The organism is Sphingomonas limnosediminicola, assembly GCF_039537965.1.
GTDB classification, from domain to species: Bacteria; Pseudomonadota; Alphaproteobacteria; order Sphingomonadales; family Sphingomonadaceae; genus Sphingomicrobium; species Sphingomicrobium limnosediminicola.
The window spans coordinates 401,203-413,857 of the sequence record NZ_BAABBM010000001.1 but is presented as its reverse complement, the minus strand read 5'-3'; the positions used below and the strand labels follow the sequence as shown (position 1 = coordinate 413,857).

The window sequence follows — 12,655 nt, the reverse complement described above, 5'->3', positions numbered from 1 at the left end:
CCGAGTCCTAGCGCTTCAAGGAAGCCTGTTCGGCAACGTCCGCAAGAATTCCGCCGATCTGAAACACGGTCGATGCCGGGTCGAGCGAAAGGCGTGGCGCGATCGCCGCCAGCTCGCGCGCTTTCGCGTAGGCGTGGAGCGCCCGTTCCCGCGGCGCCCCCTGCAGGCGCCGCGCCTCGCGGGCAATCAATGTCGGCGCAAGGTCGAGGAAAGCGGCGTAGCGCTCGGCGGCGCCTTTCTTCCCAAGCTCGAGCGCAAGGTCGGAACGCCGCGCATTGGTAGGATCGCCGCTTCGGAGGATGGTCAGGGCCGAATCCTCCAGCTTCGCAAGATCCAGCTCGGCGAAAGCTAGCGCCCTGCCCGCAGACCCGAACGACATGCAGATGATGCGCTGGCGCTCGGTGTCCTTCAGCTGCGGCGCGTGTTCCCCCAAGATCGACGTCATGGCGTCATCGTCGAGCTTGGCGAAGTCGAGGCGGCGGCAGCGCGACCGGATGGTCGGAAGCAGGCGTCCCGGCGCATGGCTGACGAGGAAGAACAGGCAGTTCGCCGGCGGCTCCTCGAGCATCTTCAGCAGCGCGTTAGCGCCGGACGCTTCTAGCTCGTCGACCGTGTCGAGGACCGCGACGCGCCACGGCGACATCGCCGGACTGAGGTCGAACAAGTCACCAAGCCCGCGGACCTGGTCGACGCTGATGTTGCGGGCGAGGTTGCCGGTCTTCTCGTTCTCTAGCCGCTGCAGCCAACGCATGTCTGGGTGGCTGCCGGCCTCGACCAGCTTGACCATGGGATGATCGTCCGGCGTCTCGACGCCGGGCAATTCGATTGCGGGCCCGGCCGCGTCGGCGAGCACGCGCCGAGCGGCCGCATGGGCGAACGCCGCCTTTCCTACGCCCTTCGGCCCGGCGACAAGCCAGGCGTGGTGCAGCCGGCGCGTGGCCCAGGCGCTTGCGAATTGCTCAATCGCGCGATCCTGCCCCACGATCACGGCAGCAGGTCCCCAAGGGCAGCGACCAGGCGTTGCGTCACTTCGTCAGGCGATCCGGATGCGTCGATCAGGCGAACGCGATTGGGCTCTTCGGCGGCGATCAGCCGAAAGGCGGTTTCGACCTTGTGGTGATACTCGCTCGGTCGTCCTCCGATCCGGTCGGAAGCATCGCGGTCGCGCTCCATGGCCCGGTCGCGGCCTTCGTCGAGCATGAGAATGAGCGTGCGGTCCGGGAAATGCTCGCCGATGGCGAAGGCGTTGATGCTCCGCACGGTCTCAATGCCGAGCCCGCCCGCTCCGCCCTGATAGGCGAGCGAGCTGTCGACGAAGCGGTCGGAAAGCACCCAGCGCCCCTGCTCTAGCGCTGGACGGATGGTCTTCTCGACATGGTCGGCGCGGGCAGCGGCGAACAAAAGCGCTTCGGCCTGCGCGCCCCAGCGCGTCTCTTCACCCTGAAGAAGCAACTCCCGGATTGCCTCGGCTCCTGGGCTTCCGCCGGGCTCTCGCGTGACGAGGCAGGAAATTCCACGCGCCTCCAGCGCTGCGGCGAGCGCCTTGACCTGCGTGGACTTGCCGACCCCCTCCCCGCCTTCAAGGCTGATGAACCGCCCGCGTGAAGTCACGCCATCCCGAACAGCTGCTTGAACCCGAGCCAGATGCGTCCGAAGAAGCCGGCCTTCCCGACATCCTCACCCGCGACCAGCGGCACTACTTGCGGTGGCGTGTCACCCGTCGTGATGACGAGTTGCGCGACCTGCTGCCCCTTAGCGATCGGCGCGACCAGAGGGCCGTCGTAGCGGATCTTCATCGTCGTCTGGCCACCGGTGACCAGTCCTGCCGGGATGGTGACAGCGAGATTACGCGGGGCGACCAGCGAGACCTCGCTCTGGCTGCCAAGCTGCACCTTCGCGCTGCCAACCTTCGCGTCCTTCTGGAACAACGGCTTCGCCTGCCAAGCGCCGAAACCCCATTCCATGAGACGCTTGGATTCGGTGACGCGGCCGTTCCAGCTATCGAGACCGGCGACGACCTCGATCAAGCGGCGCCCATTTTGCTCGGCCGAGCCAGTGAATCCATAACCCGCCTCGTCGGTATGACCGGTCTTGAGACCGTCCGCGCCTGGGACGACCCCGAGGATCGGGTTGCGGTTTGACTGCGTGATGTCGGCGTTCGAGCCGAGCGTCTTGCCCCACGTGAAGTTCGGCAACGAATAGAACTGCTTGTAGAGCTTATAGTGGTTCTCGATCTCGTAGCGGGCGAGCGTCGCGAGATCGCGCGCGGAGACATAGGTGACGCCATTGTCCGGCCAGCCGTTGGCGGTGCCGAAGTGGCTGTTGGTCAGGCCGATCTTCTTCGCGAGCGCATTCATCTGCTCGGTGAAGGCCTGCTCGGTCCCCGAGATACACTCGGCGAGCACAACCGACGCATCGTTGCCCGACAACGTCACGATGCCCTTCAACAAATTCTCGACGCTGACCTGCTCGTTCGCGGACAGGAACATGGTCGAACCGGCCTGCGGACCGTGCCACTTCTGCCAGGTCTCCGGGCGAACGGTGCACATCTTGTTGAGAGGCAGCTTGCCGCTGTCGATCAGCTCGAACGCGACGTCGGTCGTCATCATCTTTGCCATGGACGCCGGCGGCATCCGCATGTCGGCGTTCTTGGCGTAGAGCACCGCCCCGGAGGACAGGTCGATGAGGAACGCGACTTTTGCGGGCGTGTCGAACTGCGGGGCTGCGGCCGGGGCCGACGAGGCTAAGAGGACGGAGGCGGCGGTGGCGGCGAGGATGGTTCTACGCATGAATGGACCGGGGACCTTGGATTTGCTGGCGATGAACCCTGTCTATCGCTGTGCAATCGCGTCCGCCAGAACCCCGACCGAAATCGCGTAGAAATTCGAACAATTATAATCGAGGATCGCCCGGTAGTTGGTGGTCAGCAGGTATGCCGTCGCATCCTGCCCGTCGGGTTCGATCAGGCTCGCCATCTCGTTGTCGGGCAAGCTACGCCCGATCGACACTACCCCAAGCGAGCGCCATTCACGCACCGTCAGCCACCGCGTGTGACGACGATAGACTTGCGGGCAGCGTTGGGCAGTGACGGTCGTCCGTAACGCCGCGCGGTTCAGTCCCGCGGGAGTTCGAACCGGGATGCCCCAATGGACATTGGGTTTCCATCCGGCGTCGCGAAGATAATTCGCGATGGACGCCAGCCCGTCGAGCTCGTCTGACCAGATATTGGCATAGCCGTCGCCATCGCCGTCGGCGCGGAGCCTGAGGGCCACGGAAGGCATGAATTGCGGAAAGCCGGTCGCCCCTGCCCAGCTGCCTTTCAGCCGCCAGCGTGGTACGCCCTGGTCCATTAGCTTGAGCGCCGACACGAACTCGGTTTCGAAGAATTCGCGGCGACGGCCGTAATAGCCGAGGCTAGCGAGCGCCTGGAGCAGATCCGTGCTCCCGGTAACGAGGCCGTAGCTGGTTTCGTGGCCGTATATCGCGAGCAACACCGGCGCCTCGACACCGTAGCGGGCCTCGATCTGCCGCAGCCCCCCGTAAAGGTTGGAGTAGTTCGCGCGACCGCGGTTGATGAGCGTCGGTGTCACGTGCGCCCGAAGATAAGGCGACAACGCGCCGACGACGCCATTGCTCGTCCTCGCGATAGGTTCGGCGCGTTCCAGCTCGATCACCCGATCGTTGACAGACAGACCCGGCACATTTTGCTGGATCGTCGCCTCGCGCACGCCGGCCTGGCGCGCCAATGCCGCCAGCCGCAGCTTGTAGTTTTGCCACGGGCTGCTCGGCGTTACGGCATAGGACGGTTGGCCATAGGTTTGGGCAAATTGCGCCGGCGCTTCGCTCGACGCCGCAAGGCACGAGCCCGCCAACGCCACCACAATCCAACTGCCGCTTGCCCTCAAAACCGCCCTCCTCATTAGTGTCGAGGCTAAAGTGACCAATGCTGGAAAGGCCAGCATGGTTCACCGCGCGCCTTGCACAGCTCAGCCCAGCAAGCGATAGGGCTGCGCCAAATAAGGATGGGTGGCCGAGTGGTTTAAGGCAGCGGTCTTGAAAACCGCCGTGGGTGTAAGCTCACCGTGGGTTCGAATCCCACCCCATCCGCCATTGGTCGAAAGCAACTGTCCGCTTGTGGACACATTCATCTTGCATTCACGCTACAAATGTAGCACTCTACAAATGTAGCGCGACGATTCGGCGTGCTCGAAAGAGGGAATTCGAATGCTGAGCAAGTTGCCGCCGCGTGAACGCCAGATCGTAGACATCCTCTATCAGGGCGGCCCTCTCCTCGTATCCGATATCTGCGAGGCATTGCCTGACCAGCTGAGCGGATCGGCAGTACGCGCGATGCTCAAGCGGCTCGAGGACAAAGGCTATGTAACGCGCGAGGATTCGGAGCGCGGCTTCCTCTACAGCCCCGCGCTTTCCGAAACTGCGGCGAAGAAGTCGGCGCTCAGCGAAATCGTGCGCGTCTTCTTCAACGGTTCGCCGGCAAGCGCCGCGACCGCGCTCCTCGGCATGTCCGACAAGCTGAAGGACGATGAGCTGAGCGAGCTCGAGCAGATGATTGCCAAGGCTCGTGAGGCGAAAGGGGGCAAGTGATGCAGGTGCTCATCGCCATTGCGCTGAAGTCGCTGCTGATCGCGGGGCTGACGCTCGGGCTGCTCTCCCTGCTGAAGCAGCGCTCCGCGGCCGAACGGTCCTGGGTCGCGCATATCGGCCTGCTCGCGCTGGTCATCATGGCCTTCGCGCCGCTGGTCATTCCCACTTGGAGGGTCGAGGCCCCCGCCCTGCTCGGCAGCGCGCCGCCGATCGAAGCGGCCGCACAACCCGCAACACTGACCACTGGCGACGCCACGCTGACCACGGCGCCGAAGGCACTGCCCGAGATCAAGGCCCCATCGCGTGTGTCGATCAGCCTGGCTGCGGCTGCGACCGCTGCTTATGCGATCCCATCAGCCGTCTTACTCTTCGTCACATTCCTGGCGTTGGCGCGTCTCGTCGCGCTCCGCGCCCGCGCCGACGTCCTTGTCGACGGCCATTGGCTGAGCGCTCTCGCTCGTGCCCAGCGCCGCATGGGCTTCAAGCATGGCACTGCCCTGCTCACCAGCAACGAGCTCGCCTCGCCGATCAGCTGGGGCCTGATGCGCCCGGTGATCGTCCTCAACGACCGCGCCGTGGAAGCGGCCAGCGAAGCGGAAGCGATCATCGCGCATGAACTGGCGCACGTAGCTCGCATGGATTGGGTGAAGCTGCTGCTGGCGCGCATTGCGACCGCCCTGTTCTGGTTCAACCCGCTCGTCTGGGTGCTTGCCCGTGAAGCGCACCAGCTGCGCGAGGAAGCGGCCGACGACGCGGTGCTCGCCTCCGACATCGTCGATACCGATTACGCGCAACTGCTGGTCGGCGTCGCCCGCCACGAGTGCCCGGGGCTATTGCTCGGCGCGAATGGTGTTGCTCCTTCCAAGAGCTCGCTCGCCCGCCGCGTCGCACGCGTCCTCGATGGCAAGTCGGTGCGTGGTCCGGCCGCTCGTTCCTTCGCGATGGGGGTGTTCGTCGGTGCCGTGCTGATTGCGGCGCCGCTGGCAGCGCTCACACTGACCCCCGGCGGCACCAAGAAAGCAGCCGAGTCGGGCTCGCCCAAGGCCGCCCTGGCGCAGGTCGACACGAGCAAGCCATATTATTCCCCCAGCGAACCGCCCGCCGACCTGGCGCACATCATCGCCAGTGGCGTTTCGACATCGGTCCAGACCGCCAAGGCTGCCGTTGCCGTCGATTCGGTGGACGATGCCCAGCAAGCGCGCGCGGAAGCCTTTGCCGAAGCGGCCCGCGCCGCTCGTGAAGCCCGCCAGGACGCCGCCGACAACGCGAAGGACGCCATGAAAGAGGCTCGCAATGTCATGCGTGTCACGCTCGCGAGCAACGGACGCATCGACCAGGCTATGAAGATGAGGGCCGCCGGAATTTCATCAGATTACGTCAACGCAATCCTCGCTACTCAACCGCGCCTTCGGAGCACCGAAGCGGCCAACTTCGCCGGCCTGAAAGCGATCGGCGTGTCGCCCGAATATGCTCGCGAACTCGCGGCGGCTGGTTTCCGCAACCTCGACCTCAACGACCTGACGACCGCTCGCGCGATTGGCCTGGAAGGTGCCTACGTAAGCGGGATGGCGTCTGCCGGCGTGCCGCTCCGGCTAAACGATTATGTGAAGCTCCGCACCGTGGGGGTTCCGGTCAGTTATGTGACGAGCATCCGCCGCGCTGGCTATTCCGTCACGGACACCGACAAGATCGTCGAAATGTGGGCCGTCGGCGTCAAGCCCGACGACTTGAGGGTCCGGGTGCAACCGCCAGCTCCGCCAAGGACATCGCGGATGGGACTTCCGGCGGCAGCGCCACCGAATCGGAGATCTCCGCCGGCGCCGCCAGCCCCCCGGCCTGACCCAGACGACGGCTGACCAGCCTCGCTAGCGAACTAACCGACGAACCGAATTTCGAATTTTCGACCGCCCGGCTTGGGCGAACGGGCGAGCTTTGCCCAGATTTCGAGGAGAATGACCATGAACCGCTTTCTCGCTTTCATGCTGGCGCTGCTATTCGCCAGCGTCACCGTTTCGTCGGCCTGCGCGGCTGCTGCCAGCGACGCGATCGACTTCAATCTCCAGCCCTCGCGAGGTGCCGATGGGAAGGTTCACGCCAACTTTCGCCACGGTGAGAACGGCAAGCAAGAGAACAATTGGTCGTCGAGCTTCATGCCCTCCGACCTCGTCGGACTCGATATGGCCGGGTTTCGTGGCGCTGGGTCGCGACCGCTCCATTTTGCCCTAGTCCGCGAGGCTGGCCGCCTCGATTGCACCGGCACCGGCGGCGGCTCCCATGCCTGGGGCAATTGCAACTATAGCGAGAACCCGGCTTTCGTGCAGATGCTGACGAGCCGCGGTATCGGACGTCCGACGCGCGATCAGGGTATGGGCCTGATGGCGCTGAACGTCCGCCGGGATATCGTCGATGCAGTTGCGGCCGCGCACTATCCGACCCCGACCATCGATGATTTGATGGCGCTTACCGCCCTTGGCGTTACCGGCAGCTACATCAACCAGATGGCGCAGGCCGGCTACCGGCCGAAGTCGATCCACGCGCTGATCGAGTTCAAGGCGCTCGGCATCGACGCCGCCTGGATCGGCGGTTTCGTCCGGGCCGGCTATGCCGGGCTGCCGAGCGACCAACTCGTGCAGCTCAAGGCGATGAACATCACGCCCGACTATATCGCCGGCTTCGACCGCGCGGGGTATCGGCACCTTCCGGCGGAAACGCTGGTGCAGCTGAAGGCCCTCGACGTCACGCCGGAGTTCGCCCGCTGGGCGGCCAACGGCCGTTCGACGATGCCGCCGGTCGATGAGCTGGTGCAGGCCAAGATCTTCGGCCGCCGCCGCTAAGGGCAACGTCCACCGCCGTTCGTGCCGCCGGGCACCGCATCGGTCGATCCGTTAGTCGATTGATCGAAGCCCGGTCGCGCGTGCCCGGCCGGCTTCATAGCCGCACATTCGAAAGACAGGGGAGTTGGAAGTGGCAAGTACGCCATGGCTGGCCGGCGTTGCGGCCTTTGCGTTCACGACGGCAGTGCAGGCGCAGACGCCTGCGGCCTCTCCCCCTCCGGCGCAAGCCAGCCGCACGACCGTTTATCAATCGGACTATTTCGCCCAGTTCGCGCCTCGCACGGCGCTCGATATCGCCCAGCACGTCCCCGGCTTTCAGCTCGATCTCGGGAGCACGCAGGGCGCCACGGGAAGCGTAGACGTTCGCGGGTTCGCCGGGACTGCCGGCAACGTCGTGATCAACGGCTCAAGGCCGAGCTCGAAGGCGGAGACGCTCGACTCGACATTGCAGCGCATCCCCGCACAGCAAGTCGTCCGGGTGGAGGTCAGTCCCGGCGACCTGTTCGGCTCCGATTATTCGGGAAGGAGCCAAGTTCTCAACGTCATCCTGTCAAAGGATGCGGGGTTCGACGCGGACGTCACCGCTTCGGCAACGAGGCGCTTCACCGGCTATATCCAGCCGAACCTCTCGGGCTCCGCGATCATTCGGCGCGGACCTTCCACGTTCAACTTTTCGGCAGGCCTCGGCCGCAACAAGCAATATGAAGAGGGCACGGATACGCTGACCGATCCGGCGACGGGCGACCTCCTCGAATTTCGCCGGAAGCACAACGTCTACGAAAACCGCGATCCCTACCTCGCGGCTGCCTACGCGCTCGAGCATGGAGCTAACGATTCCTATCGCGTGAACGTGCGCTGGCAGCCCAGCAGCTTTGACCTCTACCAGCGCAACCTTGTGACTCCGGATGTCGGGCCGCAGCACGACGACAATCTCTACCAGAACTACAAGGATCCCGTGTTTGAGCTCGGTGGCGACGTCACGCGCCCCTTGGCCGGCGGCGCGATAAAGTTCGTCGCCCTCGCCACGCGCCGCAAGCGCGATGACGTCGATCTCTCCCTCGTCAGGAACGGCCTGATCGAGGACGGCGCCACGGTGGTTGGCGGCTTCCACCAGACCATCGAAGCGCAACGCAACGAAACCCTGGGGCGCCTCAGCTGGACGCGATCGACCCTGCTCGGCTTCTCGTTCGAGGCAGGCGCCGAAGCCGCCTACAACACGCTGGACGATCACGTGACCTTGTCCGGCTTCGACGAAAACGGGGACGAGGTTCCGATCGACCTCCCGATCTCGGACGCGACCGTCAAGGAAAAGCGGGCCGAGGTCTATGTGAACGCCGGCAAGAACCTCTCGCCCCATCTCAGAATCGACGGCGGCATCAACTTCGAATTCTCGCACCTGACCGTTTCCGGCGACGCAAGCGAGGACCGCAAGCTCAAGTTCCTGAAGCCAAGCCTCACGCTCGACTGGAAGCCCGGCAAGACCTGGCACGCGCAGCTATCTGTCAAGCGGACCGTGGCGCAGCTCGATTTCTACGACTTCATCAGCAGCGCGGACTTTTCTGCACAGCGCATCAACGGCGGCAACGCGGGCCTGCAACCGCAAAGAGCGTGGGAGTTTAGGGCGACCGTCGATCATCCGATCCTCGGCGATGGCCTCATCAAGCTCGACCTTGGGCACGACCAGGTGAGCCTGCTTCAGGACCGGATCCTGATCTGCGACCCGGATCATCCCCTCGAATGCTTCGATGCTCCGGGAAACATCGGCACGGGCCGGCGCGATTTCGCCGCATTGACCGTGGACGTGCCCTTATCGACTTTGTGGAGCGGGTTGCGCGTCAAGGGTGGCGCGACCCTTCAGCGCACCCGGGTCGACGATCCGATCGACGGCAAGCCGCGCAAGTGGAGCGGCTTCTTCCCGGCTTGGCAATGGAACGTGGACGTTCGCCGCGATTCAGGGAAATGATCGTACGGCTTCTCGCTCAACGACAACCAGCGCTTCACTTTCTACCGCACCGACGAGTTCGATACGAACTTCAACGGCGGCCCCTATGGCACGGCGTTCGTCGAGTTCAGGCCATGGGCCAACACGGCGGTCACCTTCGATGTCGACAATCTGTTCGAGACCAGCGGCAATCGTGATCGTCTTCGCTTCTTCCAAGATCGTGCCCATACCGATTTCATGATCCACGAATTCCGCGAGCGTAATCGCCACCGCAGCTTCGGCATCACCTTCAAACATAGCTTCGGCGGCAGCGGCAGCACGAAGGTCGCCTCGAAACAGTGAAGGCCGTTTTGCAAGATTCGTGAAGCGCGGCTAAGGGCGGCGCACTTCCTTTTCACGGAGATTTGCACGTGGCTGAACCAGCCATCCTGCCGTTCGATTGGCAGGACCCGTTCGACCTCAATCATCAGCTGAGCGACGAGGAGCGGCTCGTCCGCGACACCGCCGAGGGCTTCGCGCAGGAGAAGCTGCTTCCGCGCGTGACGTCGGCCTATCTCGAAGAGCGGTTCGACCGAGAGATCATGAGCGAGTTCGGCGAGCTCGGCCTGCTCGGCGCGACGATCCCGCACGAATATGGCGGCGCCGGCCTCGGCTATGTAAGCTACGGCCTGATCGCGAGAGCGGTCGAGCGCGTCGACAGCGGCTACCGCTCGGCGATGTCGGTGCAGTCCAGCCTCGTGATGTACCCGATCTTTGCGTACGGCACAGAAGAGCACCGCAAGAAGTATTTGCCCAAGCTCGCGACCGGCGAGTGGATCGGCTGCTTCGGCCTGACCGAGCCAGATGCCGGCTCAGATCCCGGCGGCATGCGCACTCGCGCGCAGAAGGTTCAGGGCGGCTACGTCCTCAGCGGCAGCAAGATGTGGATCACCAATTCGCCGATCGCCGACGTCTTCGTCGTCTGGGCGAAGTCGGACGCGCACGACGGCAAGATCCGAGGCTTCGTCCTCGAAAAGGGCATGGCCGGCCTGTCGGCGCCGAAGATCAAGGAGAAGCTGTCGCTTCGCGCCTCGATCACCGGCGAGATCGTCATGGACTGTGTCGAAGTGCCGGAAGATGCGCTCCTGCCGAACGTCGAAGGCCTGAAGGGCCCGTTCGGCTGCCTCAACCGCGCCCGCTACGGCATTAGCTGGGGTTCGATGGGCGCCGCCGAAGCCTGCTACGCCGCGGCCCGGCAATACACGCTCGACCGCAAGCAGTTCGGGCGCCCCCTCGCCTCCAACCAGCTCGTCCAGCTCAAGCTCGCCAACATGGCGACCGAGATCACGCTCGGCCTCCAGGCATCGCTCCGTGTCGGCCGCCGCCTCGAAGCCGGTGAGCTCGTTCCCGAGACCATCAGCCTGGTGAAGCGCAACAATTGCGGCAAGGCGCTCGATATCGCGCGGATCGCCCGCGACATGCACGGCGGCAACGGCATCTCGGCCGAATTCCACGTTATGCGGCACGCGGCGAACCTCGAAACGGTGAACACCTACGAAGGCACGCACGACGTTCACGCTCTCATCATGGGCCGCGCGATCACGGGGTTTTCGGCTTTCTAGTTTCGACCGGACGGCTGTGTGGGACTCAGTCTGCGGCGTCCGCGAGGCATCGATCCGTAAGAGCCCGGAAGCCGCTGCTGCGGCGGCGTAAGGGGCATTGCGTAGCGTTACGTCGCGAGTAGGCTCATAGCATCGCGCAATGGATTCACGGGTATCCGAGAATGTCTCGGCAATAGGGGCGCGTCTGCGCGTCCGACGCCTGCACCTGCATACTCAGCGGGAACCCATCGTCATCATGCGGACAGACTGCCCTGTCTGCAGATCGGAGGGTCTTGCCCCTCGGTCCCAGGTTTTGCTCCGTGCGGACGGCCGCGAGATCATGGCGATCCTGTTCCAGGGTGCGGACAAGGCCCTTGGGAAAGACGAGGTCGGGCTTTCGGAAGCCGCCTGGCAGCTCCTGCACGCTTCGGAAGGCGAATGGGTCACGATCAGTCATCCCCCTGCGGTGACTTCGATGGGTTTCGTTCGAAGCCGCATCTTCGGCACAACGCTAGAGGCGGCCGCGTTCGACAGCATTGTCCAAGACGTGGTCGCGGGCCGTTACAGCGATGTCCAGCTCGCCGCTTTCCTTACTGCTGGATCGGCCCTCCCCCTGACTGATGACGAGACGGTCGCACTTACTAGTGCGATGGCCCGCGCGGGCGAGCAGCTGGGATGGAACCGCGACGTCATCGACAAACACAGTGTGGGCGGACTACCGGGCAACCGCACGACCCCGATCGTCGTCGCTATTGCGGCCGCGGCCGGCCTGACGATTCCCAAGACGTCGTCGCGGGCGATCACGTCGCCGGCAGGAACTGCTGATGCGATGGAAACCGTCACGCGCGTCGATCTCGACATCGATGCGATCCGAAGGGTCGTTGACGCTGAAGGGGGGTGTCTCGCCTGGGGCGGCGCGCTGAACCTAAGCCCCGCTGATGACATCTTCATCGGCGTCGAGCGCCAGTTGGACATTGACCCTGAGGGACAGCTCATCGCCTCGGTCTTGTCGAAGAAGATTGCTGCCGGCATTCAAAAGCTTGTGTTGGACATACCCGTGGGCCCGACCGCAAAGGTCAGAAGTGCCGCGGCCGGCCAAAGGCTCGCCATGCGAATGCGCGACGTGGCGTCGCACTTCGGTCTGGAAACGGTCACTGTCATTTCGGACGGATCCCAGCCGGTCGGAAGGGCGATAGGACCAGCTCTCGAGATGCGCGATGTGCTTGCCGTCCTTCGATGCGACACGAATGCTCCCATCGACCTTCGACTGCGCGCGCTTGCAGTCGCGGCTGCCGTGCTTGAACTCGGTGGAGCAGCAGCTCCCGAACGCGGGACAGCTCGTGCCGAGGAACTACTCATCAGTGGAGCCGCTTACCAGAAGTTCGAGAAAATCTGCCTCGCCCAAGGTGGCTTCCGGGAGCCCATCGTCGCCTCGCTGAAACGGGTCCTGACGTCGGACCGGTCGGGACGAGTGACCGAGATCGACAATCGAAAGATCGCGCGCATCGCGAAATTCGCTGGAGCACCCGGCGATGCTGGTGCAGGTTTGCTGCTTGATGTGCACATCGGCGACGAAGTGAGCGCGGGTCAGCCCATGATGACGCTCTACGCGGATACGCCATCCGAGCTTGCCTATGCCATGAACTACGCGGAGTCTGTCGACCTTGCGATCAGCCTTGCACCCTAACTTGGCT

At 64.2% G+C, this 12,655-nt stretch carries 11 protein-coding genes and 1 tRNA gene; 7 read left to right on the top strand and 5 right to left on the bottom strand.

Going from position 1 to position 12,655, the window contains the following annotated elements; translation table 11 throughout:
• Positions 1-7: 7 nt before the first annotated feature.
• The 4 genes from ABD704_RS02030 to ABD704_RS02015 are packed head-to-tail and all read right to left on the bottom strand — an operon-like array spanning position 8 to position 3,920.
• Positions 8-988 (bottom strand): DNA polymerase III subunit delta', encoded by a 981-nt coding sequence (locus tag ABD704_RS02030; protein WP_344698025.1) that lies wholly within the window; start codon positions 986-988, stop codon positions 8-10.
• On the bottom strand, positions 985-1,611 hold the full coding sequence (tmk, locus tag ABD704_RS02025; protein ID WP_344698024.1) for a dTMP kinase: 627 nt from the start codon (positions 1,609-1,611) through the stop codon (positions 985-987). The genes ABD704_RS02030 and tmk overlap by 4 nt, the downstream gene beginning before the upstream one ends.
• Positions 1,608-2,789, bottom strand: a complete 1,182-nt coding sequence (locus ABD704_RS02020) for a D-alanyl-D-alanine carboxypeptidase family protein (RefSeq protein WP_344698023.1) — start codon at positions 2,787-2,789, stop codon at positions 1,608-1,610. The genes tmk and ABD704_RS02020 overlap by 4 nt, the downstream gene beginning before the upstream one ends.
• A 42-nt stretch (positions 2,790-2,831) precedes the next feature.
• Positions 2,832-3,920, bottom strand: coding sequence for a lytic murein transglycosylase (locus ABD704_RS02015; protein ID WP_344698022.1), 1,089 nt, complete (start codon positions 3,918-3,920; stop codon positions 2,832-2,834).
• Between the two features lie 100 nt (positions 3,921-4,020).
• Here ABD704_RS02015 and ABD704_RS02010 point away from each other — a divergent pair.
• The 5 genes from ABD704_RS02010 to ABD704_RS01990 all read left to right on the top strand — a co-directional run bounded on the left by ABD704_RS02010 (position 4,021) and on the right by ABD704_RS01990 (position 9,402).
• Positions 4,021-4,110, top strand: a tRNA-Ser gene (locus tag ABD704_RS02010).
• Between the two features lie 114 nt (positions 4,111-4,224).
• On the top strand, positions 4,225-4,605 hold the full coding sequence (locus tag ABD704_RS02005) for a BlaI/MecI/CopY family transcriptional regulator (RefSeq protein WP_344698021.1): 381 nt from the start codon (positions 4,225-4,227) through the stop codon (positions 4,603-4,605).
• Entirely contained in the window at positions 4,605-6,461 is a 1,857-nt protein-coding gene (locus ABD704_RS02000; protein WP_344698020.1) for a M56 family metallopeptidase, read from the top strand. The genes ABD704_RS02005 and ABD704_RS02000 overlap by 1 nt, the downstream gene beginning before the upstream one ends.
• A gap of 102 nt (positions 6,462-6,563) precedes the next feature.
• Positions 6,564-7,439: a hypothetical protein gene (locus ABD704_RS01995; protein WP_344698019.1), complete on the top strand. Its 876-nt coding sequence runs from the start codon at positions 6,564-6,566 to the stop codon at positions 7,437-7,439.
• A gap of 130 nt (positions 7,440-7,569) precedes the next feature.
• The gene (locus ABD704_RS01990; RefSeq protein WP_344698018.1) at positions 7,570-9,402 is read left to right on the top strand and encodes a TonB-dependent receptor plug domain-containing protein; all 1,833 of its coding nucleotides are present in this window, start codon (positions 7,570-7,572) and stop codon (positions 9,400-9,402) included.
• Here the strand turns inward: ABD704_RS01990 and ABD704_RS01985 are convergent.
• Positions 9,391-9,627, bottom strand: a complete 237-nt coding sequence (locus ABD704_RS01985; RefSeq protein WP_344698017.1) for a hypothetical protein — start codon at positions 9,625-9,627, stop codon at positions 9,391-9,393. The genes ABD704_RS01990 and ABD704_RS01985 overlap by 12 nt on opposite strands.
• A gap of 164 nt (positions 9,628-9,791) precedes the next feature.
• Between ABD704_RS01985 and ABD704_RS01980 the strand changes: the two genes are divergently transcribed.
• Positions 9,792-10,982, top strand: a complete 1,191-nt coding sequence (locus ABD704_RS01980) for an acyl-CoA dehydrogenase (RefSeq protein ID WP_344698016.1) — start codon at positions 9,792-9,794, stop codon at positions 10,980-10,982.
• Between the two features lie 139 nt (positions 10,983-11,121).
• Positions 11,122-12,648 (top strand): thymidine phosphorylase family protein, encoded by a 1,527-nt coding sequence (locus ABD704_RS01975; protein ID WP_344698015.1) that lies wholly within the window; start codon positions 11,122-11,124, stop codon positions 12,646-12,648.
• The last annotated feature ends 7 nt before the right edge of the window (positions 12,649-12,655 follow it).